Source organism: Helicobacter fennelliae, assembly GCF_900451005.1.
Classification (GTDB): Bacteria; Campylobacterota; Campylobacteria; order Campylobacterales; family Helicobacteraceae; genus Helicobacter_B; species Helicobacter_B fennelliae.
Genome location: NZ_UGIB01000001.1, coordinates 73,526 through 97,788, shown reverse-complemented (window position 1 = coordinate 97,788; position 24,263 = coordinate 73,526). Strand labels below are relative to the sequence as shown.

The window sequence follows — 24,263 nt, the reverse complement described above, 5'->3', positions numbered from 1 at the left end:
CTATAAGAGAGATTATTTATCGGGCTGTTGTCGGGGGGGGGGGGCAAAATTGGTATTCATTACTAATCCTTTAAAGTTATTATCAATACATGGAGCATTTTTATCCTTTGTTGATATGTTTGTGATTTCAAATTGCCATTTGATGTTGATTGTGGGATCAAGTGCATTGATAGCACTATCAGCTTCAGGGCAAAATGCTTGCGTCGCAAGGTAGAAAATCTCAACCTCATCGCTTAAGCTTTGGAATCCATGCGCAAAACCTTCAGGGATATAGAGGTATTTTGCGTTTGTCTCATTAAGCTCTATGCCAAAATACTGCAAAAAAGTCGGGGAATCTTTGCGTAAATCCACCGCCAAATCATAAATCGCTCCTTTTATGCAACGCACGATTTTTGTCTCACAAAAGGGCGGTGTTTGATAATGCAACCCACGCACAGATCCTTTTCCGATAGTCTTAGAGTGATTGATTTGCATAATTGGCTTTTTGAGTCCGATTTCCTCAAAATCCTGCGTGCAAAAAAACCGCTCAAAATAACCTCGCTCATCTCGCAATGGCTTTGGCTCGATAACAAAGCAAGATTGAAGTGGCGTGGGTGTGAAAGTAAAGCGACTCATTTTTCTTGATTCCTTAATTTTTAGGTTCTTTATCTAAAGTGGTATTTTTATCCAGAGATTGAAGCCATCTTAGATTATAGATTTTTTTGTGGTTATTATGCAAAAGCGGGATAAACTCCTGCCAGCCTGTGGCGATTGCAAGTATATCACAAGTTTGTGTGATTTCTTTGAGATTTTGCGCGTATTTGATAGGGAGATTATAAGCCTGTGCGAATGTGTGAGTTGCTATCGGGTCATAAGCATAAATATTACTAAATCCATTTTCTAAAAGCCTTTGGATAAGCATAGCGGATTTAGAATCACGCACATCATCGCTTTTTGGCTTGAAGCTTAGCCCTAAGATTCCAATAGTGCTATGTTTTGGATTCTCATGTGTGATTTTTTGGATATAAAATTCCAAAATCTTTTCATTAGTATCTAAGATACTTTTGAGGATTTGTGGAGAGAATCCCTTATCGCTAGATTTTTTATACAACGCAAGCGTGTCTTTTGGCAGACAATACCCCCCAAAGCCAAGTCCTGGATAAATGTATTGGCTGATTTTTGCTGGATTGCCACTAAATCGCTTATCTTTATGAAGTGTATTAAATGCCTGAATAATATCTATATCGCCTATGTATTGCGCGATGAGACTCATTTCATTCGCATAGCTTATACACATTGAAAGCGTTGTATTGCTAAGGTATTTTATAAACTCAGCAGTGTTGAGATTGCTAAAAATAATAGGCGCACAAAATGGCTTGTAAATAGATTCTAGAATCTGCGTATCAGGTAGGTTTTCTATGCCAATTAGGATTCTATCAGGGTGCAAAAAATCGTCCAAAGCAAATCCTTCGCGCAAAAATTCTGGATTATTTGCAAGAAAAAGATGAGATTCTGTGCCATTATTGACTTTGAGGTTAAAAGATTCTATAAGTGGGATAATGATTTCTTTAGAGCTTGCTGGCGGAATGGTTGATTTGATGAGGAGCGTTGGCGTAGGGGCGCAAAGGTGCAAGTGTGAGAGCGTTTGAGATATGGCATCGCATAGATAGGATAAATCAGCACTTCCATTTTTACTCATAGGTGTGCCGATACAATAAAAAATCACATCGCTTCCTTTGAGTGCTTCTTTGAGATTATTCGTGATAAAAAGGTTTTTGCCTAGCACGGATTTGAGGCTAGATTCTAATCCTTCTTCAAAAAACGGAATCTTAGCGCAAGTTAGGGATTTGGCTTTTTTGGTGTCGATTTCATATCCGATAGTTTTAAACCCCTTGCTTGCAAACCCAACAGCTGTGGTAAGTCCTACAAATCCTAATCCAAAAATAGCGATTTGAATTTCTTTTGTTTGTGATAAGTTTTGCATTTATAGCTCCTTTTTGCTGTGGGGGTGCGCGTATGAGGTGGTGCTTAATGGTGTATTTGATTGCTCAAATGCCAAAAACTTCAAAAATCGTTCTATGCCATGTTGGATAGTGATATTTGGTGTGAAATTAAGCATTGTTTTGGCTTTTGTGATGTCTGGAAGTCGCCTATTTGGATTATGTGTGAGATAATCTTTATCATTTGATGTATCAAAAACAATCTCTCCTTGATAATCCAAAATCTCTCTTCCTGCTTCAAGATAGAGTAGTGCTAGCTGTTTGATAGAGATTTCAGGCGTATCCATTCCGATATTGAAGTATTCAAACTTTCCAAAAGTAAGGATTTTGAGATAGCCTGCTATCGCATCAGCGACATAGCAAAAAGTGCGCGTAGGATTTCCATTACTTAGAATCTTTATGGGGTTGTGATTAAGGATTGCATTTGCAAAGTCCGCAGGCACGCGCTTATCTTGCAAGCTCATTCCGGGTCCATAATTATTAAAAGGTCGTGCGATAGTGATAGGCAGATTATATTTCAAAGCAAAGAGATAGCACATTGTCTCGCCAAATCGCTTGGATTCATCATAGCATGCTCGAGGTCCTATGCAGGCGACATTGCCTCTGTATTCTTCATTAGTTGGAATCTGGCTAGATTCTGGATCGCCATATATTTCAGAGCTTGAGAAAAATAAAAATCCTTTTATGGGTTTTTGTTTGTAGTATTCAAGCAATGATCGCAATCCCCAAATATTTGCATCAAGGGTTTGTATCGGGTAGGCTCTATAAAAAGTCGGGCTTGCGATACTTGCAGCGTGGATAATGAGATTGACATTATTGGTATTTGGAATGCGCGCAATAGAATCTGAAATAATATCAAACGCGTGGATTGTAAGCACTTCATTGTTTTGTTCTAGAGTTTGAAGCCAGCTTGGAGAATGGAGCATAAAATTATCAAGCCCTATTATTTTTTGGATACCTAAGGCATTGGCATAATGTGTCAAAAAATGCAACAAATAAAACCCCAAAAACCCAGCACAGCCACTGATGAGGATTGTAGAATCTTGAAATGTTTGCTTTTGGGTAGAATCTAACTGCTTAAAGATATATTCCATATCTTGCAAAAGGATAGGATTATTCATATAGCACTCCTTGATAATGTGGATTTATCTGATGTGATTTGATGCATGATTTGATGTGTGAAGCGGTGTTGTGTTTGATGTTTGGTAGCGTTTAAAATCTGCAAAAAGTATATTTGTGCGAGCATAAAAGCAAGCAGGTGCGCGATGTTTTGGCTTGTATTGTGGTGAGTTTTGCTAGTGTGGCTATAAGATTGAAAGGATTTGTAATGATAGAGAGAAATAAGGCAAAGAGCACTTAGAGAATCTAGATTCTCTAAGTTGTTTTTATTTAGATTTTGCGCTGCCCCCCCCCCCATTAGGAGCTTTTATAGCTATTTTTTCCCAATCAGGTGCAAAAGCTTGCCCGACTTGGATAAAGCTTTGTTTGCGATTCCAATTTGCATGCGAGCTTTGGTAGCAGAGTTTGCATTGCAGAGGCATATCTTTACCATCTTTTGGGGTATTGCAATTTACTTCTTGTCTAAATTTCTGATAGGCTTTGTTATTCCATGCTTCCTCAAAGCTTTTGTATTCGCTAAATTTTCCTAGCTTCAAGCTTGTGCTTTGGCAAGGGCGCAGTGAGTCATCACTTCCTACAAAAAAATCTCTCCATGGCACAAAGCAGTCTTTGTGGTATTTATCACCAGCAATATCTTCGCCTTGAATGTATGGCAATTTAATTTTTATATCAAGCTCTTGTGCTTTTTGTATGGTTTGGCTAAAAATCTCGCGCACAAGATCTTGCTGATTGTAGAGGCTCTCACTTAGCATATCAGGGCTAAATGCAGTAAGAAAGACGACTTTGACTTCTTGGATTCCTACTTCTTTTGCAAGTGTAATCATCTCAGGCAAAGTGTGGATATTTGATTTCATCGCTACAAAGACAAAATTCATATATGGAAAATCTACTTGAAGCTCTTTTTTCTTAGCTTGGATTTTTTTGATATTGTCTATAACTTTGTCAAACTTCGCTCCAACGCGGATTTTGTCATTTGTCTGTGCGTTTGGACCATCAAGGCTCACAGCGATAATATCCACATGATAGGCAAAAATCGCATCGATAAATTTTTCTAATCGCGTGCCATTGGTTACAAAATATTTTCTGACAGGAGTTTTGTCAAGTCGCTCTAAAAATTGTATAAATTTGGGATTAATCGTAGGCTCGCCCCAGCCAAATAATGTAACCTCTTCGCATTTTTGCAATGCTGGCTCTAGCTTATCTAGCACTTCGAGCGGGAGATAAGTTTGATTAAATTCTGCTTCATCTCTGCCGCAAAACACGCATTTGATATTGCAAGCACTTGTCATCTCTAGCACGATTCTTCGCGGATAAGATTCTAGCTTTGTGGCTTGCTTGTCTATTTCTAAGAGATTGAGTTTGGAGTTTTGCTCTTGCTCTTTGGTGAGTTTGGATTTGAATAATTCTTTTGTTTTGGCTCTTAAAATTTCCATAAGTTTCCTTTCATAAGTGATGTAATGAATGATGTAATTTAGGCGATAGATTTGAGATTCTGATATTTGGGGATACATTCAGGTGTGTTGATAGAATCATTATGCGCAAAAAGTAAGCATAGATTCTGGCTTGATGTCGCGCAATTTGGGTTATTGTTTGGGTTATTGTAAGTATGTATGTGGATATGATTTTTGAGTGTCAATGAGTTTATGTAAGAGTTTAGATAAATGGTTAGATTTTGGTTTGCAGAAGAGCTAGAATCTAAAATAGTAGAATCTAGGGTGAATGTATGAGCAAAATCAGTAAATATCGTGGAATTAGTGAATGTTTTGGTTGGGGGTGCAAATAATATAAAGAGATTGTATGGGGTTTGAGCTAGATTGTGGGTTTTATTGTGTTGTGTGCCCCCCCCCCCATTAGAGACTTTAGAAGCTTTTATGTATTCTTCTAATTGCGCGTGGCTAAGTAAAGTGTGTGATTCATAGAGGGATTTATACCAAGTGATTGTGTGCTTGATAGAATCTAGGCTATTCCAAATAGGCGTGAAGTGAAGCATTTTGCGCGCTTTTGTGCTATCAAGCATTAAGAAATTTGCCTCATGTGGAGCGTTTGGATCTTTTTGTATATGGAATGAAAGCTGATTCCACAGGGTTTTTGCGCGGTGGAGCACTTCAGAGACATTGATATTGCCCTCATTTTCAGGTCCGAAATTAAAACTCGTCGCATACTCTTTGCGCCTATGCAAAAGCTTTGCGCCTAGAAGTAAATATCCGCGAAGTGGCTCTAAAACATGCTGCCAAGGGCGCGTGGCGTCTGGATAGCGGATAAGGGTTGGGCTGTGATTGATATATCCTCTGATAAGATCAGGGATTAGTCTATCCTCACTCCAATCACCCCCGCCAATCACATTTCCAGCCCTCGCACTTGCGATAAGCACATTATGGCTTTTGCCAAAATCTGTGATATTAAAAAAACTCGCCCTCATAGAATCTATAATAATCTCCGCACACGCTTTGCTAGCACTATATGGATCATATCCGCCTAGAGTGTCGTTTTCTCGGTATGGATAGAGCCATTCTTTATTTTCATAGACTTTATCAGTTGTAATCATCACGATAGCCTTGAGATTTGGGCTTTTTCTTGCGGCATTAAGGAGGTTTGCCGAGCCTATGGCATTTGTGCTTAAAGTATAGAGCGGCTCGCGATAAGCCCTGCGCACCAAGGGCTGTGCTGCAAGGTGGAAAATAATATCAGGATTACTAGATTCTATTGCGCATTCAAGGCTTTGGTAATCATTAATATCTGCATAATAGCTTTTGGTTATAAATTTTTCACTCTCAAGCAAATCAAAATGATTAGGGGTTGTGTGAGGTTTGAGCGCGTAGCCATAGATTTTTGCGCCCAATGCATGCAAATACAAACTAAGCCAAGAGCCCTTAAATCCAGTATGTCCGGTGATAAAAACTTTTTTGTTTGAATAGATTTGCATATTTTACCTCTTCATAATCTTATAAACTTCCTATTTTGACATTATAGCCTTGAAGTGTGCTTGTGATTTCATCAAGATAATTTGGATTCATCACAAGCACATAATCAATCTTATATCGCTCAAACGCTTGCTTTGGCGAGAGAATCTCTAGTCCAGATTTTGGGATAAAGCAGTTTTGCTTGTTTGGATTAATATCAATCGCACAGCAAATATTATCATATTCATTGGCTATGGTTACGCCTTTTGCTCCAGCACCCCAAATAGCTACATTTTTGTAGGATTTGAGTGTGTGTGAGAGGGTATCTTTGGATTTTACACTAGAATCTAAAAAGTCTTTGTATAACGCTTTTTTGCGTGGTTTGGCAAAGATGAATTGGTATTGTCCTTGGAAAGATTCTACAATCTCAAGCACTTCAAATCCAGATCGAGAAAAAAGCGCATTCAGTGAGGATTTAGTGAAATAGTTACAATGTTCGTAAAAAAAGTCATAAAATGCATCATTTTCTAGAATCCACTCTAGGCGCGGAGTCTCAAAAAACACAAGTGCATTTGGGCTTGATTCTAAGCTTTTGTAAATGCCTTCAAGCATGATGTGTGGGTTTTGGATATGTTCTATAACATGCCGACACGCGACAAGCCCGATGTCGCATTGCTTTTGGCTTGCATCATAGAGCTTTGGCTTGATAGTAAGATTTGGGCTAGAAGACATTAGATTTGACTTTGTTTGGGATTTGTGATTTGATGTATTGGGCTCTTGGTTTGTGCTTTGATGTTGTATTTTCTCTGCCCCCCCCCCCATTAAGGCTTTCTTTAAAGCTTGGATCATAGCCGATTCCGCTAGAATCTGTCGCTTTGATAAGTTGTGATAAAAATTTGCCATTGCCACAACCGATTTCGATTATTTTTGTTTGGTTGATTTGGAATCTATCGCGCAAAAGCGCAATCAAATCTTTAATATAGACTTTATAGATGTCTGATTCAAATTGGGAATTTTCATACGATGTATCATAAGTTACCAACTCACTTTTGAAAGCGAAATTATGGATCATTCCGCAGTCTTGGCATACTTTGAGATCAAGCTCGCCACATTTGCATTGCATTGCGCTTTGCTTATCGGTGTATCGGACATTCTGAAGTGTGGGGACTTTGTCTTTGTAAAAAAAATCACTAATATTTGTGCTTGCACAGGCTGGGCATTGCATTGTTACTCCTTTGGTGTGTTTGATTGCTTTAAGTGTGTATTTGCTTGCGTGCTTGGATTTTGACTTATAGGCTCTATGCCATAGGCTTTGAGCTTGGATTCTATATAAGGAATGTCAGCTTTGATATTTGAAGCCCACCACGTAGGAGCTACTGCGCCATATCCAAAATCTGTCTCTACGGGTGTATCTATATCGCAGATAATCGGTAGAAAATCCACTCCAAATATGGTTTGAAAAGGATATTCTGGAAAATCTTTTACCCTTAAAGCAACCGCTTTGCCACCTTGCATATACGCATAATTCATAATCGAAGTGCCATCAACGCTTAATAAAACTTTTGCGCGAGAGAGATAATTAATCTTGTCTTTGAAGCTTACTTCTTCCATTATGAGCGTCTTAAAGCCAAATTTCTTTTCTATAAATTCTCTAAATTCTTTTTCATTGACAAGAAATCGCTTTGCGCTTTTTGCCCTTGAGATATAGATTCTCTCACAGCCTTTATCAAAGTTCTCATCATAATAAAACTTTCTTAAATGCTCCATAGCAAAACTAAGGTGCTCTTTGTCGTATTTAACTTGCGTTGGGACAAATACATTGCGGGCTTTGATAAGCATTTTTTGAGGAAGTTTAACGCTATTGACACAGACTATATTTTTTTCAGAAATTGCAAATTCACAATCTGGATTGTGCTCTTTGGTGATACTAAGGAGTGCAGGGTAGATGTATTGCTTGAAAGATGTGGCATCTCTAATTGGCGCGATAATGATAAGCTCATCAAAATTAATCTCGCGCAGTTTTTGAAAATCCGTGCAATGAAAATCCGCACAAAGATTTTGATCTAGAGCTTTACTCATCTCATTGCCCCCCCCCCTTCGGGTATTTGCATATTTTTAGCTTTAAGGATAGCCTTGAGACAGGCAAGAAGTCTAGGAAATTCTTCAAAGCTAAAATGCGAAAAACAATCCCAATTTGGTGAGTGAAAGAGGATTTTTGGGGCGTTATTGGCAAGTCTTTTTTGCTCGCGACCAAAAAGCGCGCTAAGGATTATTTTTATATCTTGCTTAAGTTCTGAAAGATTTGTCGGTATAAAGAGTCGTTTTTGAAGTTGTTTGAAAGTGTTATAAACGCCATTTATGTATTTATGCTCTCCAAACGCGCAAGCATTTTCTTGGATCACATGCCCGTTATAAAAAGCCCCGCCACTTATTGTAAGAAGCTCTATCTCATCAAAATGCAAAATATCAAAAGGACTGAGTTTGAATTCCATATCTCGCTTGATTTCTACGGGTTTGTTTTTGACGCCTCGCGTGTTGAGTGAATTTATATTGGTATCTTGCATACCCCATTGTTTTTGACTATCTGCTAGACTTTGATATTCTGCCGAATCATCAGCAATAAGTGGCGATATATTTACTTTGATTGTTTTTGTCTTTGTCATTTGTTGCTCCTTGATGTTTTTTTGATGTTTTTTAAGTTTTTGAAATCGCTTTGCATATTTTTGACTTTCTTTTGATTTTTTTGAGACTTCCTTGACAAACCCCTTAGGATTTTTGGGATTTTTGAGAATGTGTATCAAGCCACAACGCCCAAGGCGCATTGCCTTCAAGCCACATTTTGCATAGATCGTTTTTGTCTTTGAGTGTATCCATACATTTCCAGAATCCAAAATGCTGATATGTATAAAGCTCGCCATCTTTGGCAAGCGATACAAGCGGGCTTTGCTCAAATACTACACTCATATCATTTGGAGTGTGCATTGCTTGCTTTATATAATCAAACACACTCACATTACACACAAAAAATCCAGCATTAATCCAGCCAGCACCAGTGTGGCTTTTATCGCTTGCATCGCCTTTTGGTTTTTCTGTGAAGCTTTTGATTTGGTGGCTTTGAGGGTCAATATCAAGTGCGCCAAATTTGCCATCAGGCAGGACAGAAGTCATTGTGATAGCTTTGTTGTGGGATTTGTGAAATTCTATGGTTTTGGGAATGTCAATATCTGCTACGCCATCACCATAAGTAAGCAAAAAATGTTTATCACCACTTTCTTGCACATATTTTTGCGCAGCTAGGATTCTGCTTCCAGTCATGGAATCTTGCCCGGTATAGAGCATTGTTACTTTCCATGGTTTGTGGCGTGTTTGATGTATGCTTAAAGAATTATCACTCATATCAATGGTAATATCGCTATATCTTGTGTAATAATTAATAAAAAAATCCTTGATAATATGCCCTTTGTAGCCAGTGAGTATGATAAAGTCATTGAAACCATAATGGCTATAAATATTCATAATATGCCATAAAATCGGGTATCCTCCGATTTCAACCATAGGTTTTGGTTTGAGATCAGTCTCTTCTGATAATCTCGTGCCAAAGCCACCTGCTAGAATCAAAACTTTCATAATCCTTGCGCCCCTTGTATTTGCTTGTTTTGTTTGCTGTTTGTTGTGTTATTTTTTATCAAGCTTGCCATTATATCTTAAGTTTTTGAGTTTATTCAACTTTTTGCAAGAGAATTTCATCTCGCACATAAACGATATAGCCCTCGACTTTGGCGTGCGGATAGAGGGTTTGAATATCTTGAATGTAGCCTTGGACTTGCTGAATGTGCTGTGCTTTGTTTTGGATTCCGCTTTTGTAATCTAAAATCACGATGTTTGTGTGATCAAATGCAAGCATGTCAATGCGTTTGAGTGTGTTTTGACTCAAAAGTGGCAACTCAACTAGAATCTGCTTATTTTGTATCAAAGATTTGATAAAGGCTTCATTTTTGAGCGTGTCTATATACTTTAGGATATGAGTGTTTGTGGCTTTTTCAAGCCCGAAATGATAAAAAAGTATATGTGAAATGATTTGGTTTTGACTTTTGTAGCCAAGTGCGTATTCCAAACCTAAATGCAGAGCCTCTCCAAACTGAATGTTTTTTGGATCAAAGTGCGGTGAGTCTTGATTTTTGATTTCTATGTGCTGTGTGCCAAAATACTGCTGTTTGAGGACTTTTGGAAGTGGTTTGTTATATGTGGTAGATGGGTGCTTTGAATGTGGCGCACCATGCGTGAGAAGTATTTGCGTGCTTTGGGGATCAAATTTTGGATTTATGAGACAAAGGAGTGAAGCAAATGCGCTTTGGATTTTGCCTTCTTTTGTTTTTTTGTTTGTAGCGGCGATCATTACGCCTTGTTTGCCTCGCGTGCAAGCCACATAAAGCACATTATTAGCTTCGTTTTGGGCTTTTTGCTTGCTGTATTGCTTGGCATTTTTGAATTCCTCATCAAAGATTTCGCGATTTTTGATTCTAAAAAATGGCGTGTTGGATTCTGAAAAAATAATAGATTCTGCATTTGACGGATTGCGATTTAGCCTATCGCACAATATCACATACTCAAATTCAAGCCCTTTTGATGAGTGGATTGTCATAATCTGTATGCCATTGGCACTTTCTTTTGGGGTTTTGAGCTCCATAGATTCTAGATCTTGCAAAAAGTCATTTAGATTCTGGTAAGACATAGCGCATTCAAGGAGCATTTGCGCGCTTTTATCAACGATTTCAAAAGTATTCATAATCGCCAAAATACATTCACTTGGGCGCGGTTTGTAGCATTGTAAAAGAAGCTGTTTTTGAGCTTGCAGAGTCGCTGTATCGGAGGCTATCTCATCATGGGGTGTTTCATTGGTGGGTGTTTTGGTTGTTTTGTCAAATACCCTAAATCCGCAGAGTTTTAAAAACTCATAGAGATAAAATTGCGCTTGTGTTTGTAATTGTGCTTGTGTGTTTATTTGCGGTGTTTTTGGCTGTGCTGTGTTTTTGGATTCTAGTGCGCGAGAATCTAAAATCTTAGAATCTAAAGTGCAAGAATCTAAAGCGTGAGAATCTAGTGCGCTAGAGATGTTAGAATCTAGCTCATAAGATTCTGCGGGATTTGATTGTTCTAATGCCAAAAAATATAACGCGGCTTTGAGGGCTCGGACGCTTTTTTTACTTGCACCCTTTGTGCCTTCATAGGTTGTATCAATCTCGCCAAAATGCTCTTTTAGCGCGCTATTGATACTTAGCACATCATCATTTTTGAAGCACAAAATCGCAATATCGCTAGGACTAATCGCAGAATCTAAAAGCTCTTGGACAAAGTTTATGACGCCATTTACAGGATCACTTTGTGTGGTGATTTTGACAAAGCCTTGATTTGCTTTGCTTGAGTTTTTGGGGAGAGTTTGTGGGATATAGCTTTCAAAAATATGCTGAAAATAGGTATTGATAAAATCCAAAACAATTCCAGAGCTTCGATAATTATGCGGGAGATTGCGCGTTTGGATTTGAGGATTGGTGCTGATTTGCTCAAATAATCCACTCTCACTGCCTCTAAATCCATAAATACTCTGCTTTGTATCGCCCACAAAAAACACACTTCGCTCGCCAAAGCTCTGTCCAACTCCAGAGTAAATCTCATCGATAATGGGCTTACAAATCGCGTATTGGATATGGCTTGTGTCTTGAAATTCATCGATGAGAATGTGTTTGATTTGGTAATCAAGCCGAAAATAAAAAAACAACGGATCGATTCCGCCCAAATCTTTGCCAAGTGCAAGCAATTCATAGGCTTTTATCGTGCTATCTTCAAAGCTTAGGGTTTGATGTTTGCGTATGTATTGATTTATGGCTTTGTCATACAAATGAAGCACAGAGGCAATTTGTGTAAAAATCATCTCATCGCGCAACTTAAAATAGTGCAAACAATCATTTTTGAGATTCTCTAAAAGTTGTGTAAAATCATTCTTGAGATTCTCATTTGTGGCAAATAATTTATTCCAATAGTTGTGCTCTACGTCTTTTTCTATCCAAGTTAGTTTTGTATCATATTCTCCTAAGCCTAGCAGTTGTTTGAAGTTTTCATTTTTGATGAGATTTTTGGCACGATCGCTTGCGTCTGGCTGCGCGTTTATTAGGGCTTTTAGGGCTGTGGCGGTGGAGAGGATTTTATCTTGCAAGGCTTTTATAGATGGCTGTAAGTGCTGTGTGTTTGGATAGTCAAATTGCTTAAAAAAGTCTTGCGAGAAGTGGATTTTGTCGCTATAACATCGTTGCACAAATGATATAAATGACTGCGGTTTAATATCAAGACTTTGACAAAATGTCGCCAAATCACATAATGGGTGATATTTGTTTTTGGAAGAATTAGAGCGGGAATCTAAGCGATAGAGATGCCCCAAAAAAAGCTCCAAAATCTCATCTTGTGCGTCTTTGTTGCTAGTTAGGAGTTTGTAGTCTTGACAAAGCCCGATATACCAGCAAAATTTTTTCAAAACAGATTGCAAAAATGCATCAATGGTAAGAATTTTTGTCGTGGAATTTAAAAACTCAAGATAGATTCTATGGGCATTTTTGCGGATAGATTCTGCGCTCAAACCCTCATCTTGCAAGACTTTAAAAAAGCTAGATTCTGGATATATATCAAGATTGGCAAGCTCATAGAGTGCGCTTTTTATGCGCTGATACATCTCTGATGTGGCTTTTTTGGTGAAAGTGATAGCAAGGATTTGATTTGCGCTAGCCCCGCAAAAAAGTAAGCTAATATAGCGGATTGTGAGTGCAAATGTTTTGCCACTTCCAGCAGAAGCTTTGAGGGCTAAAAACGATTCTTGGTAAGAGTTTTGGGTTTGTATGGAGTCTGAATGTAACGACATTGTTTTCTCGCTTTGTGAAATTTATAAAATGCAATAGCTTAAATAATTATTTATTAATGCGATATAATATCAGAATTTTGAATCTAAAAAAGGAGTATCGTATGAAATGTTTAAGGTTTTTATTTATGGTGGGAATAGCAAGCGCGATCCTCAATGCTGCGCCATCGGGGAATCAGGCATACAAGAATCTTAAAAATTCACAAAGTTCTTTTACAAATTCATTTGCAAGCGGGACATTTGTCTCTGGCTCTACAAGTGGTAAAAATGGAGCAAGAAGGTGGTATATCTTTAATGAAGGTTCAGTAGGTGGCTCTTATACAATGCTTGGTAGCGCAAATTATTGGGCTGTTGATTTAGGTTATCATGCGTATATTAGGACGATAGAATCCGCGATTGGTGGGTTTAATTTTCAAGCGGGCGTTGAGCTTAATTTTCCGCTTTATCTTAGCGTAAGTGGTAAGTCAAATATTTTGACTGATCATCGCCCATTTGAGACAAATGAATCCACAGGGCTTGCAGGCTGGGGGATTGAGCTTCCTGCGATGATAGGGATTGAGAAAAATGGATTTTATATTGTCGGACTTGTCGGGTATGGCTGGCTCTTTATGAAAGATACTTATACAAATGCTCTAGCTCGTGGCGCGCACCCAACTATTCAGACGACTTATGATGGGTTGATTTATGGTGGCGGACTTGGCTATAAAGTAAGCAATGTGATTAATATCGGATTCCGCTATATTGCTGGGACGATGACAAACCGCAAAGATGGCACAGAGTTTGATTCTGCCGCGATCAATAATAGCCTTGATACAGATGCAATGAGCATCACTCGCCAAAGAGGAAGAGATTTGTATAATATTGATTATCAAAAATTTATGCTCTTTGTTGCGTTTATATTCTAAATCTTACAAACTTTAAAATTTTAGAGATTCTGGAGATTCTGATAGTTTGGTTTTGAGAATCTAGACTATCAGAATCTACAATTTAAATATTTTCAATATTTGACTTATTTTTAATTTTTCACTTGCTTAGATTTTGTTGTTTGGTTGTAAATGGGCTAAAAGCAAGAAATGAGGATACCAAAGTTTAGGTAGAAAAAATTTCCAAGTTTTATAGCCTTTGGATTCTAACAATGTCTGTATTTGTTGTGGATAGATTTTGCGCACTCTTTCGCCATTGATAAGTAGATCATGCATTGTATTTGCAAAATTGCCAAATGTGTAATTTGCATCGATGTCTTTAATGACGATCCATTGTGTTTGTGCCTGCGTGAGAGCATTAAAGAGCGCGTGATAAAAATCTAATCCTAAATGGTGTAGCACATCGCTAGCAAAAAACATATCACACATTTTTGATTCTAAAATCTGGAATATATCGCTTGCAAAAATAATATTGCTAAAGGAAGTTTTTGGCAAGAGGTTTTGTGGAGAGTTTTGATAGATTGAATCGATAGCTATGACTTGTTTTTGGGCTATTTTGAGTTGAACGTGTTGATTGGGTTGATTAGGTTGGCTGATGGGGTGATTGGGGTGATTATTGTTGCTCTGCCCCCCCCCCATAGCATTATTATCAAGCTTTGAGGCAAAATATTCACTCCAAAATAATGTCCCAGCCCCAAAATCAACGATAGTTGTAAGAGAAGAAAAATCAATCTTAGATTCTAGTATGGCTTGTATTTCATCAGTTGGCAAAACAACTTTGCGACCAACTTTGCGTAGTTTTTGCAAATGCGTATTTCCAAATCCCATTTTGGACTCCTTGTTAATAAATTTGTAGATGTCATTATAATGTTTTTAATTTTTTGTATTCCTTATACGCACTAAAAAGCATATCTTCATCGCTATATTTTGGCTCCCAGCCTAGAATCTCTTTGGCATTGCTTATATCAACGATGTATTCTTCATCAGCAATTTTGTATTGCTCTTTATACATTAAATGCACCCCACACATCTCCAAAAACCCCAATATACCTTTTATGGCTTTTGCGTAGGTTGGTATAAGGAGTGATTTTGAGTGTGCGTTGTGGATAAGGGTGTTTAAAAGCACTTTGATTGGCGGGGGTGATTTTGATCCGAGATTAAATTCACAATTTGGGCAGTTTTTGGCACAAGCGCAAATGATAGCTTGAGCGCAATCAAGCACGCTTATCATTTGATAGCAATTTTTGCCATTGCCAATGAGTGGCACAGGAAGATTAGAATCTATAAGTTTAAAAAGCTTTGTGAGTATGCCAAATCTTCCAGCTCCTACGATGATTCTAGGGCGAAATATAGTCGCTTTCAAGCCTTTTTGACGATACGCAAAGATGAGGTTTTCAGATTCTACTTTGCTTTTTCCATACCATCCAAAAGGATTGCGCGGGTGGCTAGAATCTATCGGAAGGTATTGTGGTTTGCCATAGACCATATCGGTGCTAAAATAAACAAGATGCGTGCAGTTATTGCTTAGCATTTTTTGAATGATTTTTTGTGTGCCATAAAAATTAACTTCCATAAAATACGATTCTAAATCTATGTTTTTTGGAGGAGGTGGTGCGTATGCCCTTGCTGCTAGAGCGATTACAATATCATCTTGCAAAAACTCAAACTCTATAGTTTTGCTTATATCGCAAGCTACAAAAGTGCAGAATCCTTGTTTTGTAAGTGTTTCATTTGGTATAAGATCAAGACACAGAATCTCACCTTGTTTTAACCTTCCTGTTTGCATAGCTTCTTGTAATGCAAAAATCGTATAAACGCCCACAAAGCCACTTCCACCAATCACAATATAACGCATATTTATCCTTTTGCTAAAGTGAGAAATAACAGCCCTACACAAATAAGAGCAATACCTATGAGTTTAAAAACTCCTAAAGGTTCGCCAAACGCGAAATAAGCCACAATGGCTGAAAAAATAAATCCAAGACTCAAAAATGGATATGCGATGCTTACATTGACTTTAGCAAGCACAATAAGCCAAGAAACAATGCTTATGGCATAAATCCCTAATCCTCCAAGAATATAGGGGTTAAACAATGCTTTGTATATAAACTCAAAGCTAAAACTTAGCTCGCCTAGACTCATCATGCCTTTTTTGAGCACGAGTTGTGCGGTGGCATTAAGCATCACAGATAGCAATATAAGCGGTATAAAAGCGATCATAATATCTCCTTGGTATGGGCTTGGTTTTGGTGTCGATTTGAATGAAACGATAAAGATAAAGTAAGCATAAAAAGAGGTGATCTATCAAAGCATAAAAGCAAAGATGATAAATATATAATTTGAGATTGAGGGCAGAATCTATAAATATTGAATATTTTTGATGTGAAAAATGTTTTGTGGTGGTTAAAAAATATAATAAATGCAATCAAGATTCTATAAACAAAACTAGAATCAAAGAAATAATAAAACTTAAAAAAAGAGAGTTTGTAGGATTGAAAAAAATAAAAGAATTTTGCTAGGTTTGGTTTTAGGTTTGGGTTATGGTAACTTATCGAGTTTTTCTGTTTATAGTCTGCCCCCCCCCCATTGGTATTTTTGTTTTTATGGCTTTTTTCTTGCTTTGAGAATTTATACTAAAAACCCAAAATTTTTGCAATGGATATGAAAAAAGTGGCACGCTTAGAGCGATAAATGCACTTATGAGATAGTAAGGAATATATGAATCTAAGTGAAAGATATGTGTAAGTAAAATTATAGATTCTCCATAAAGCAATATAAGACACAATAAAAATATATAACGCGGGATCATAATTTTGTGCTTAGGATTGGCTTTAAATGTCCAACGCATTTGTGTAAAATAGCCAAATACAAAGCTTATTACATTGCCAATGCATGTCGCCACAAAAGCTTGCAATCCGATAGCCTTACAACAATTTGCGCTGATATAGAAAATCAAAGTTGCCATAATGCCTACACACAAATATTTAATAAGGGTTGTATTATGATTAATGAGTGGCATTTTTATCTCTTAAGATTGCATAAAATAAAACGATAAGCACCACACAAAGGATAAAGCAAAAAACAACCCCCATATCCATAGCCCAATGAGTCTGCCCCCCCCCCATTGGCACTTTTAGAGTATAAAGTATTTTTTGACTTAAAGTATCTATATATGGCTTCAAAAATGCTCCACGCCACAAAAATAAACTCACTCCAATAAGCCCAATCATACGCCAATCAAACGTTTTGAGCGCGTCTTTGGCGATGATAATAGCAACAAAAAACATATAATGATCATATCCTAAATGTGGAAGAGAAAAAAGTGAGAGCAAAATAGAGCTTGCAATGATTATAGAATCTTTAGGCTTGTATTTTACGACAAGGACAATAAAGCTTAGATATATGCAGATATTAATAAGAGCAATCGGCGAATAAGGTGTGTGGAAAATTTTTTGAGAAAGACTAAACAAATCGCTAGGACCACCTAATGCGTTCGCGTTGTAATACATACTATTGACTTTTGACATAAGATACAGAATCTCAAATGGATTAGAATCTACTTTGAATGCAAAAGCACACACAATAGCAAATATAACCCCGCATGCTATCAGCACTTCTTTTCTAAAACCCGCTAAGAAAAATCCCAAAAATATAGGCAGTGCAAAGGAATGTTTTACCCCGATAAGTATTAATGCCACAATCAAAACAAGAGGCTTATGTCTGTAACAATACGCAATGCTTACACACAATCCCACAAAAATAGCAATTTGTCCATTTCCTATGACATTAGGAAATGTGTAGCCTACAACTACAAGTATGCTTAGTAGCCATAAAAACGCTTTTGATATGCCATGATGCCAAAAAACAAAAAAAGTCAAAAGAAAACATATAATATTAAAAATAGCAAAACTAGCCTTTGCTCCCTCCCAGTCTAAAAGCCCAAAAGGAAACATCAAAAAATAAAGTGTTGGCATATAGTTTGGATTATTTGCCATAAATGTATCACCATTAAAATATGCTAGATATGGATTAATTGCATTATTTTCAAATGCTCCTAATCCCCAAAATTGTATTGTTGGATACCATTGCATATCAAGAGAGCTTTGCATGGCTTGTAAAAAACTAAGATAGCCATATCTTAAAACAATCAAACCTAAAAGCACCAAAAATAGCCATTTGCATTGAGGATAGCGAGTAAAGAAGCCTGAAGTTTTAGAGTGTATTAATCGAAAAGAATCCATAATTATTCCTTTATTGGTGTATTTTGTATGAGAGTGTGTTGTGTGTCAATGTTTTTAAAAACCATAAAATGCTTACTTTGCGCTATAAGCACAAATGGTAATTTATTATTTAATAGTGCTTGAAGTGTGCGCACACTTGTGGCAAAATGTTTATCTCTCTCTAAAGAGATAGAATCTGGATTAAGCCATTTGGAAGATTTGCTTATGATGATGAAGTCTTTTGGCACAAATTCAAATGTATGAGTTTCTTTATTCCATTCTTCATATACAAAATTTCTAGGATCAAGCAATCCAAAAGTTTGATAGATATTTTTTGGCTCTAAACCAAGCTGTAAATACCTGAAATTTGGTGTATCTGTAATGATATTGTATGCAGTATTTTTGGGTGCTACTTTTTCTAGCATATCGACAATCTCATCACTCAAGCTGTATGCAGAATCTAAATTGACATTATATTTATTAAAGACTTGCTTATATGATGCATTCATAAATCCTCCTAGAATCTGTAATGCCAAGAATCCGCACAATATGCTGACATATAATCTTTGACATAATTTTCCGCATAATCTCTTGCCCCCCCCCCCAGCAGCATTAAAGGCTATTTGTTTGTTTTGTATTCTAAATAAATCTCGCAAGCTAAATAAGCCAAGCAAAAGCATACCAAGTAGCATGGTGCTAAAGTAATAATCTCCCCATGTTTTATTGACAAAAAATAACAAATAAGCCAAAGAGATAAGGAACCCTCCAAAAACAATCACCCCAAAGCAAAGCATTGTATTAGATTCTGCATTGAAATTAAAATGAGACATTCTAAGTAATCTCACACATCGCCACAATACAATGCCACATAGCACAAGCAAAGCAATAAAAACAAGAATCTCAAAATAATAAAAATCAATCACTTGAAATATCTTATCGCTAAAGCTTACTTGCGTGTAAGCACCATGATTAGTTGCATTGCTCTTCATATTTCCTTCAAACATACTCCACCAAGCACGCATTCCTCGTGGATGTAAGAGATAGGGATTGGTGAGAATAAAGAGTGCTATAACTCCGCAAGTGCTTAAAATAATTCTTTTGCATGCGAGCTTGAATGCTTTAGCATTACGCTCAAAGCAAAATGGCACAGCAATATATGTAAAAAGCAGTGGCAAAAACATGACAGCTTGGAATTTGGCTAATCCTACACCAAGCCCTAAAGTAACACAGCCTAGAGTATAATTTCTCCCAAAGTAAAATGAATCTTTGAGTAAGAAATATGCACTCAAAAGCACAAAAAATGCTTGAAATACATTCGGTTTAAACATAAATCCAAATTGCCAGAATCCAGGACTTGTGATAAAAATCAACACAAGCAAATATGCAGTAAGGCGATTAAAGATAGCTTTTGCTATGATATAAAGTAAAACTACATTCATAAGGCTAAAAATAGCATTTAAGATTCTAGGAGCGTAGATAGCAAGCTCGTAGTTTTGGGTTATCCAAAATGGCAATGTTATAAAGAGATTAAGAATATAATATGCAAAACCATAATTGTAAAATTCAAATGCAAATAATTTTTTTATATTGAGCTCAATAAGCCCTTCATACATTTTTTGTAATTGCAAAAATTGAGGCATTTCATCGCCACGACTTAGCGATAAAAACTCAACATCTAAATAGCGATAGTCCATAAAAACAAAGACTAAAAAGCAGGCAAGAAGTATCATATAAAGGGGTATATTTTTACTCATTTTATTTCCTTTGTTTTGGGGTTAAATTTAGGTTTTGTATTTAGATTCTGCATTTTCATCTCTTATTTCAATATGATAATCACAACAAAACTACATATATAGCCTAAAATAGCGCATTGCAAGAATCTATCTTTGAGGAGGATTTTTGAAGGGCTAGAGCTTTGTTCTTCTACAAATGTGATTTGCATATAGCGAAAAATACCAAGAAGCACAAAAATAGAGGTAAAATAAAGTTTATCAGTATGGAATCTCTCTTGCACGCTTTCGTCAATCGTGTAAAATATATAAGAGATCATAACCAATGAAGCTGAGATACTCATTCCTATATCTAAAAAAGTGCGATTGTAGCCATCGATATTTTTGCGCATTTTTGTGCCACTTTTTTCTAAGATAATCACATCATCTCGCCTTTTGGCAAGAGCAAGAAATAATGCGAGCAAAAATGTAACGATGACTATCCATTCTGAAAGGGCTATATTAATAACAATAGAGCCTATAAAAAGTCGTAAGACAAATCCTATGGCAATACAAAAAATATCAATAATGGCAAAATGTTTGAATAAAGTAGAATAAACAAAATTGAGGCATATATAAAAACAAACAGGAATAAAGAGTGAAAAATTAGGCTTGGGACTTAAGGAGGAGAGGCAAACATAAAGCATTATAAGCCCCCCCCCCCATTAGGAATATACTAAAAATACCTGCTTTATAAGGCGAGATGAGCGCGCTTGCTATGGGGCGAAATTTTTTGCTTGGGTGGAGCTTGTCAGATTCTCTATCTAAAATATCATTGAATATATAAATCGCACTACACACAAGGCTGAAGCCAAAAAAACTTATAATCAAAGGTTTTATGAAAGTAAGAGGATAAGATCCAAAAGCAAAAAATGCTGGAGCAAAGATAAAGCAATTTTTACTCCATTGATATGGTCTCATTAGAGTTATATATGCGACTAGAGTGCTACAAAAACCCAAAATACATTCCTAATATAAATTTAAAGCAAAGAGAGTTTTTGCCTCAAATTAAGCAGTTTAAAAGAGGGCATTATAGTGAAAAAACCTTTAAAAAACTATACTTAATACATCAATTTTTAGAATTCCACTATGAAAGTTTATGAAAGTTATTCTATAATCTGCAAGTTTCCTGCAATCTGCAAACTTCTTGTCTAAAAAATATTCATCGCTTTTTGTTGCATTTACTTATATCAATATTAAATTAAGCAGAATCTAATATTTGAAATGTATAATATCGGTTTTATTAGTCAAGCTTAATGATAAGGGATAATGAGTTATGAATATGACAAAATCAAGCAGAGCGAGCGATGTAGTTCGCCAATGGCATCTTATCGATGCGAAGGACAAGACATTTGGTCGGTTGATTACAGAGATAGCAGTTCTTTTGCGCGGGAAGCATAAGCCTTCTTTTACGCCAAATGTGGATTGTGGGGATTTCGTTGTGGTGATTAATGCAACGCAAGTTAAATTCTCTGGAATGAAACTTCAAGATAAAGAATACTTCACGCATTCTGGATACTTTGGAAGCACAAAATCCAAAACACTTCAAGAAATGCTAGAAAAAAATCCGCAAAAGCTTTATTATCTTGCAGTGCGCGGAATGTTACCAAAAACAAAATTAGGTCGAGCGATGATAAAAAAACTCAAAGTTTATCAAGGCAGTGAGCATCCTCACACCGCTCAAATTTCAACAAGCAAATAAAAGGAATACTCTATGGCAAAAGTTTATGCAACTGGTAAAAGAAAAACAGCCATCGCAAAAGTATGGCTTCATAGCGGAAAGGGAAAACTCACTATTAATGATATGGGGCTTGATGAGTGGCTTGGCGGTCATGAAGCGATTAAGAAAAAAGTATTGCAACCACTTGTTTTGACAAAACAAGAAAAATCTGTTGATATTACAGCTATTACTTTTGGTGGAGGGTATTCTGCGCAGGCTGAAGCATTGCGACATGGAATCTCAAAGGCTTTGAATGCTTATGATATTGCTTTTCGTGCGATTTTGAAGCCAAAAGGTTTGCTTACGCGTGATTCAAGGGTTGTTGAGCGCAAAAAATACGGAAAAAGAAAAGCGCGAAGAAGCCCACAATTCTCAAAAAGATAATTTTTGGCAGTCTTTTTGGGCTGCTTTTTTGGATATTTTGGATTGAGTTCATTTGGTTTGAATTTGGTTTAAGTCATATAAAGAGTCTCTAATGGATCTCAAAAAAGATTCTATTATCAAGCTATTTTTTTATTATTTTGTTCCTGCTTTATGTGCAATGCTTGCACTCTCGACTTATTCTACGATTGATGGTATTTTTGTTGGCAAAAAAATAGGCGAAGATGGATTGGCTGCGATTGGTATTTGCTGGCCTATATTTCCTCTTTTTATTGCTTTTGAGTTGTTGTTTGGGTTTGGTGGAGCGGCTATTGTTTCGTATTTTTTAGGCAAAGATCAATCGCATCGCGCGAGACTTGTGTTTAGTTCGATTTTTTATTTTGTAGCGATTGTTGCGTGTTTGATAGGGTTGATTGGGTTTGTGTTTTGCGATCAGATTCTGGATTTGCTTGTCGCAAAAAAGCCCATTGGTGCGCATATCAAAGAATTAGCACTAATTTATCTTCGTATCATATTTTTAGGCACGCCATTTTTTATCCTGCACCCATTGAGTGATATTTTTGTAGTCAATGACAAGCGACCGATTTTAGCGACTTTGGCAATGGTTATAGGCTCTTTGAGTAATATCATTTTAAATTATATTTTTTTATTTAAGCTTGATATGGGGATTGAAGGAAGTGCTTTGGCTACGCTTTTAGCGCATTGTATTGGGTTTGGTGTTTTGGTGCTTCATTTTTTGACTAAAAAAGGCAAGCTCTATTTTATACCGCGATTTTCGTTTGCAGCGATCATCTCATCATCAAAAACAGGGATTCCAGAGAGTGTTTCAGAGGCTTCAGCAGCTATTGTTATGCTTGTGTTTAATGCAACTTTATTAGCGATAGTTGGCGATATTGGCGTGAAAATTTATAGCATTATGATGTATTGCGGGATTGTGTTTTTTACATTTTTACTTGCCGTTACGCAAGCACTTCAGCCCTTAGCAAGCTTTAATTATGGAGCGGGCAATTTTGTAAGATTAAAGCAGATTCTGTTTTTTTCGCTTTTTATGGTTTTGCTTATGGGTGGGGTTGTGTATGGGTTGTTTTTTTATTTTGATTCGTATATGGTTGGGCTTTTTTTGAAAGATAAAGATTCTAAGATAAGTATAGAGATTTTTCATCAAACCATACAGGCTATGCCTATTTATTATTCAGGCTATATTATTTTGGGAGTAAATATGGTATGTGCGATATTTTTGCAATCCGTTCAGCGCATACGAAGCTCATTTATCATCACAATTTGCTATACGATTTTGTTTCTTGTGATGATTTTGCCAATAATGAGTAAAAACTATGGAATCTATGGGGCGTGGCTAAGCTATCCTATCGCGCAGAGTTGCGCTTTTGTGGTTGCAGTTATTGTGATGTGTTATGAGATAAAGTTTGGCATTTTTTCTGGAAAAATACAGAGCGGAAAATTGCTATGGCAAAAATCACGTCCAAAAGCCATAACCGCAAACAAAGATAAATAAACAATAAAAGGAAAGAAAAATGATTAAGTTTTTGAAAACAAAATTTCTCACCTCCTCAAATCAATCAGCCAAATCCCAAAACACCTCTCAAGAAAACGAAAAAGATAGCGAGAAAAAAATCATACTTTTTGATTTAGATGGCACGCTTTTAGATTCTGCGGAGGGGATTTATGAGAGTTTTTGTAGGGCGTGTGAAGATGATTATAAGCCGACTTTGCAGCAGGTGAGAGGCTTGATTGGTTTGCCATTAGAGGAGATGTTTCGTTTTGTCGGATTTGATAAGGAAGAGTCCAAAAAGCGCGTTATCCGATACAAAAATCATTATCGCAGAATCTGCATTGAAAAAACAAAACTTATGCCTTACGCTACAGAAGCCCTAATCCTCGCTTCTCAATTTGCTCACCTTGGAGTTGTTACGACCAAAACTGCGCTATATTCAAAACAGATTCTGGAGCATTTTGGGTTATTGAAGCTATTTCAAGTCGTCATAGGAAGTGAAGATATTGATCGTCCTAAGCCAGATGCAGAGCCGATTTTAAAGGCTTTGAATTTTTTTCCTATCACACCAAAAGAGAGAATCTACATGATAGGCGATACGATATATGACATCAAGGCTGCGAAAAATGCAAAAATCAATAGCGTTTGGGTGAAGAATGGGTTTGGAAAAGATTTACAAAAAGAAACACAATTAAGTTTTAACACTATATATGACGCTGTTTTGTATATCCAAAAGATATAAATTTTCTGTTACTATTATAAACAAAATCTTAAGTCTTTGTCTTTTTATCTGCGTTTTTAATTGGGTTTAAATAAAAAATAGTAAAATCCTTTTTAG

The 24,263-nt window shown here is 36.7% G+C and carries 24 protein-coding genes and 1 pseudogene; 5 read left to right on the top strand and 20 right to left on the bottom strand.

Going from position 1 to position 24,263, the window contains the following annotated elements; all coding sequences use genetic code 11:
* Positions 1–12: 12 nt before the first annotated feature.
* The 12 genes and pseudogenes from rfbC to DY109_RS00525 form a co-directional block, all read right to left on the bottom strand.
* Positions 13–615 (bottom strand): dTDP-4-dehydrorhamnose 3,5-epimerase, encoded by a 603-nt coding sequence (gene rfbC / locus DY109_RS00575; protein WP_023946404.1) that lies wholly within the window; start codon positions 613–615, stop codon positions 13–15.
* Positions 616–628: 13 nt separating this feature from the next.
* Positions 629–1,963, bottom strand: a complete 1,335-nt coding sequence (locus DY109_RS00570; RefSeq protein WP_023946403.1) for a nucleotide sugar dehydrogenase — start codon at positions 1,961–1,963, stop codon at positions 629–631.
* Complete coding sequence (locus tag DY109_RS00565; RefSeq protein WP_023946401.1) at positions 1,964–3,100, bottom strand: NAD-dependent epimerase/dehydratase family protein; 1,137 nt, start codon at positions 3,098–3,100, stop codon at positions 1,964–1,966. It lies immediately after the preceding gene.
* Positions 3,097–3,396, bottom strand: a complete 300-nt coding sequence (locus tag DY109_RS00560; RefSeq protein ID WP_115737719.1) for a hypothetical protein — start codon at positions 3,394–3,396, stop codon at positions 3,097–3,099. Before DY109_RS00560 ends, DY109_RS00565 begins: the two co-directional genes overlap by 4 nt.
* The gene (locus DY109_RS00555; RefSeq protein WP_115737718.1) at positions 3,365–4,531 is read right to left on the bottom strand and encodes a radical SAM protein; all 1,167 of its coding nucleotides are present in this window, start codon (positions 4,529–4,531) and stop codon (positions 3,365–3,367) included. Before DY109_RS00555 ends, DY109_RS00560 begins: the two co-directional genes overlap by 32 nt.
* 434 nt (positions 4,532–4,965) lie before the next feature.
* Positions 4,966–6,021, bottom strand: a pseudogene (gene rfbG / locus DY109_RS00550) (CDP-glucose 4,6-dehydratase); the annotation flags it as partial.
* 19 nt (positions 6,022–6,040) lie between these two features.
* Positions 6,041–6,820: a class I SAM-dependent methyltransferase gene (locus tag DY109_RS00545; RefSeq protein WP_181894609.1), complete on the bottom strand. Its 780-nt coding sequence runs from the start codon at positions 6,818–6,820 to the stop codon at positions 6,041–6,043.
* The gene (locus tag DY109_RS11215) at positions 6,720–7,223 is read right to left on the bottom strand and encodes a hypothetical protein (protein WP_181894608.1); all 504 of its coding nucleotides are present in this window, start codon (positions 7,221–7,223) and stop codon (positions 6,720–6,722) included. The genes DY109_RS00545 and DY109_RS11215 overlap by 101 nt, the downstream gene beginning before the upstream one ends.
* Before the next feature lie 2 nt (positions 7,224–7,225).
* On the bottom strand, positions 7,226–8,077 hold the full coding sequence (locus DY109_RS00540; RefSeq protein WP_023946393.1) for a glycosyltransferase 61 family protein: 852 nt from the start codon (positions 8,075–8,077) through the stop codon (positions 7,226–7,228).
* Complete coding sequence (locus DY109_RS00535; RefSeq protein WP_114996908.1) at positions 8,074–8,661, bottom strand: hypothetical protein; 588 nt, start codon at positions 8,659–8,661, stop codon at positions 8,074–8,076. The genes DY109_RS00540 and DY109_RS00535 overlap by 4 nt, the downstream gene beginning before the upstream one ends.
* Before the next feature lie 103 nt (positions 8,662–8,764).
* The gene (rfbF, locus tag DY109_RS00530) at positions 8,765–9,625 is read right to left on the bottom strand and encodes a glucose-1-phosphate cytidylyltransferase (protein ID WP_034549135.1); all 861 of its coding nucleotides are present in this window, start codon (positions 9,623–9,625) and stop codon (positions 8,765–8,767) included.
* Positions 9,626–9,716: 91 nt separating this feature from the next.
* Entirely contained in the window at positions 9,717–12,905 is a 3,189-nt protein-coding gene (locus DY109_RS00525) for a RecB-like helicase (protein ID WP_115737716.1), read from the bottom strand.
* Positions 12,906–13,006: 101 nt separating this feature from the next.
* Here DY109_RS00525 and DY109_RS00520 point away from each other — a divergent pair, with 101 nt between their 5' ends.
* Positions 13,007–13,807: a hypothetical protein gene (locus tag DY109_RS00520; protein ID WP_023946384.1), complete on the top strand. Its 801-nt coding sequence runs from the start codon at positions 13,007–13,009 to the stop codon at positions 13,805–13,807.
* A gap of 126 nt (positions 13,808–13,933) precedes the next feature.
* On the opposite strand, the gene DY109_RS00515 is transcribed toward DY109_RS00520, so the two are convergent.
* The 8 genes from DY109_RS00515 to DY109_RS00480 all read right to left on the bottom strand — a co-directional run bounded on the left by DY109_RS00515 (position 13,934) and on the right by DY109_RS00480 (position 20,735).
* Entirely contained in the window at positions 13,934–14,653 is a 720-nt protein-coding gene (locus tag DY109_RS00515; RefSeq protein WP_023946383.1) for a hypothetical protein, read from the bottom strand.
* A 34-nt stretch (positions 14,654–14,687) separates the two neighbouring features.
* The gene (locus DY109_RS00510) at positions 14,688–15,680 is read right to left on the bottom strand and encodes an NAD-dependent epimerase/dehydratase family protein (RefSeq protein WP_023946381.1); all 993 of its coding nucleotides are present in this window, start codon (positions 15,678–15,680) and stop codon (positions 14,688–14,690) included.
* A gap of 2 nt (positions 15,681–15,682) precedes the next feature.
* Positions 15,683–16,045: a DMT family transporter gene (locus DY109_RS00505; protein WP_023946379.1), complete on the bottom strand. Its 363-nt coding sequence runs from the start codon at positions 16,043–16,045 to the stop codon at positions 15,683–15,685.
* Positions 16,046–16,373: 328 nt separating this feature from the next.
* Positions 16,374–16,844 (bottom strand): GtrA family protein, encoded by a 471-nt coding sequence (locus tag DY109_RS00500; protein WP_023946375.1) that lies wholly within the window; start codon positions 16,842–16,844, stop codon positions 16,374–16,376.
* Positions 16,831–18,066, bottom strand: a complete 1,236-nt coding sequence (locus DY109_RS00495; protein ID WP_023946374.1) for a DUF2029 domain-containing protein — start codon at positions 18,064–18,066, stop codon at positions 16,831–16,833. The genes DY109_RS00500 and DY109_RS00495 overlap by 14 nt, the downstream gene beginning before the upstream one ends.
* Before the next feature lie 2 nt (positions 18,067–18,068).
* A complete protein-coding gene (locus tag DY109_RS00490; protein WP_115737715.1) occupies positions 18,069–19,799 on the bottom strand; it encodes an ArnT family glycosyltransferase in 1,731 nt (576 codons plus the stop codon).
* 62 nt (positions 19,800–19,861) lie between these two features.
* Positions 19,862–20,461 carry a UbiA prenyltransferase family protein gene (locus DY109_RS00485; RefSeq protein ID WP_115737714.1) on the bottom strand — a complete coding sequence of 200 codons (600 nt, stop codon included), beginning with the start codon at positions 20,459–20,461 and terminating at the stop codon, positions 19,862–19,864.
* Complete coding sequence (locus tag DY109_RS00480) at positions 20,421–20,735, bottom strand: UbiA family prenyltransferase (protein ID WP_147291148.1); 315 nt, start codon at positions 20,733–20,735, stop codon at positions 20,421–20,423. Before DY109_RS00480 ends, DY109_RS00485 begins: the two co-directional genes overlap by 41 nt.
* A 361-nt stretch (positions 20,736–21,096) precedes the next feature.
* Here DY109_RS00480 and rplM point away from each other — a divergent pair, with 361 nt between their 5' ends.
* From rplM to DY109_RS00460, 4 genes are all read left to right on the top strand, one after another.
* Positions 21,097–21,516, top strand: a complete 420-nt coding sequence (gene rplM / locus DY109_RS00475) for a 50S ribosomal protein L13 (protein WP_023946365.1) — start codon at positions 21,097–21,099, stop codon at positions 21,514–21,516.
* A 12-nt stretch (positions 21,517–21,528) separates the two neighbouring features.
* On the top strand, positions 21,529–21,918 hold the full coding sequence (rpsI, locus tag DY109_RS00470; protein ID WP_023946363.1) for a 30S ribosomal protein S9: 390 nt from the start codon (positions 21,529–21,531) through the stop codon (positions 21,916–21,918).
* Between the two features lie 91 nt (positions 21,919–22,009).
* A complete protein-coding gene (locus tag DY109_RS00465) occupies positions 22,010–23,428 on the top strand; it encodes an MATE family efflux transporter (RefSeq protein ID WP_114996921.1) in 1,419 nt (472 codons plus the stop codon).
* 19 nt (positions 23,429–23,447) lie between these two features.
* Entirely contained in the window at positions 23,448–24,167 is a 720-nt protein-coding gene (locus tag DY109_RS00460) for an HAD family hydrolase (protein ID WP_023946357.1), read from the top strand.
* Positions 24,168–24,263 lie beyond the last annotated feature (96 nt).

Excerpts from the sequence above, each read along its gene's own strand:
- DY109_RS00560 (WP_115737719.1), bottom strand. The coding sequence starts at position 3,396 with ATGGGGGGGGGGGCAGCGCAAAATCTAAATAAAAACAACTTAGAGAAT.
- DY109_RS00505 (WP_023946379.1), bottom strand. The coding sequence starts at position 16,045 with ATGATCGCTTTTATACCGCTTATATTGCTATCTGTGATGCTTAATGCC.
- rfbC (WP_023946404.1), bottom strand. The coding sequence starts at position 615 with ATGAGTCGCTTTACTTTCACACCCACGCCACTTCAATCTTGCTTTGTT.
- DY109_RS00510 (WP_023946381.1), bottom strand. The coding sequence starts at position 15,680 with ATGCGTTATATTGTGATTGGTGGAAGTGGCTTTGTGGGCGTTTATACG.
- DY109_RS00490 (WP_115737715.1), bottom strand. The coding sequence starts at position 19,799 with ATGAGTAAAAATATACCCCTTTATATGATACTTCTTGCCTGCTTTTTA.
- DY109_RS00485 (WP_115737714.1), bottom strand. The coding sequence starts at position 20,461 with ATGCTTTATGTTTGCCTCTCCTCCTTAAGTCCCAAGCCTAATTTTTCA.
- DY109_RS00570 (WP_023946403.1), bottom strand. The coding sequence starts at position 1,963 with ATGCAAAACTTATCACAAACAAAAGAAATTCAAATCGCTATTTTTGGA.
- DY109_RS00540 (WP_023946393.1), bottom strand. The coding sequence starts at position 8,077 with ATGAGTAAAGCTCTAGATCAAAATCTTTGTGCGGATTTTCATTGCACG.
- rfbF (WP_034549135.1), bottom strand. The coding sequence starts at position 9,625 with ATGAAAGTTTTGATTCTAGCAGGTGGCTTTGGCACGAGATTATCAGAA.
- rpsI (WP_023946363.1), top strand. The coding sequence starts at position 21,529 with ATGGCAAAAGTTTATGCAACTGGTAAAAGAAAAACAGCCATCGCAAAA.
- DY109_RS00495 (WP_023946374.1), bottom strand. The coding sequence starts at position 18,066 with ATGGATTCTTTTCGATTAATACACTCTAAAACTTCAGGCTTCTTTACT.
- DY109_RS00465 (WP_114996921.1), top strand. The coding sequence starts at position 22,010 with ATGGATCTCAAAAAAGATTCTATTATCAAGCTATTTTTTTATTATTTT.
- DY109_RS00525 (WP_115737716.1), bottom strand. The coding sequence starts at position 12,905 with ATGTCGTTACATTCAGACTCCATACAAACCCAAAACTCTTACCAAGAA.
- DY109_RS00565 (WP_023946401.1), bottom strand. The coding sequence starts at position 3,100 with ATGAATAATCCTATCCTTTTGCAAGATATGGAATATATCTTTAAGCAG.
- DY109_RS00480 (WP_147291148.1), bottom strand. The coding sequence starts at position 20,735 with ATGAGACCATATCAATGGAGTAAAAATTGCTTTATCTTTGCTCCAGCA.
- DY109_RS11215 (WP_181894608.1), bottom strand. The coding sequence starts at position 7,223 with ATGCAATGCCCAGCCTGTGCAAGCACAAATATTAGTGATTTTTTTTAC.
- DY109_RS00555 (WP_115737718.1), bottom strand. The coding sequence starts at position 4,531 with ATGGAAATTTTAAGAGCCAAAACAAAAGAATTATTCAAATCCAAACTC.
- DY109_RS00545 (WP_181894609.1), bottom strand. The coding sequence starts at position 6,820 with ATGGGGGGGGGGGCAGAGAAAATACAACATCAAAGCACAAACCAAGAG.
- DY109_RS00460 (WP_023946357.1), top strand. The coding sequence starts at position 23,448 with ATGATTAAGTTTTTGAAAACAAAATTTCTCACCTCCTCAAATCAATCA.
- DY109_RS00520 (WP_023946384.1), top strand. The coding sequence starts at position 13,007 with ATGAAATGTTTAAGGTTTTTATTTATGGTGGGAATAGCAAGCGCGATC.
- DY109_RS00535 (WP_114996908.1), bottom strand. The coding sequence starts at position 8,661 with ATGACAAAGACAAAAACAATCAAAGTAAATATATCGCCACTTATTGCT.
- DY109_RS00500 (WP_023946375.1), bottom strand. The coding sequence starts at position 16,844 with ATGCCACTCATTAATCATAATACAACCCTTATTAAATATTTGTGTGTA.
- rplM (WP_023946365.1), top strand. The coding sequence starts at position 21,097 with ATGACAAAATCAAGCAGAGCGAGCGATGTAGTTCGCCAATGGCATCTT.
- DY109_RS00515 (WP_023946383.1), bottom strand. The coding sequence starts at position 14,653 with ATGGGATTTGGAAATACGCATTTGCAAAAACTACGCAAAGTTGGTCGC.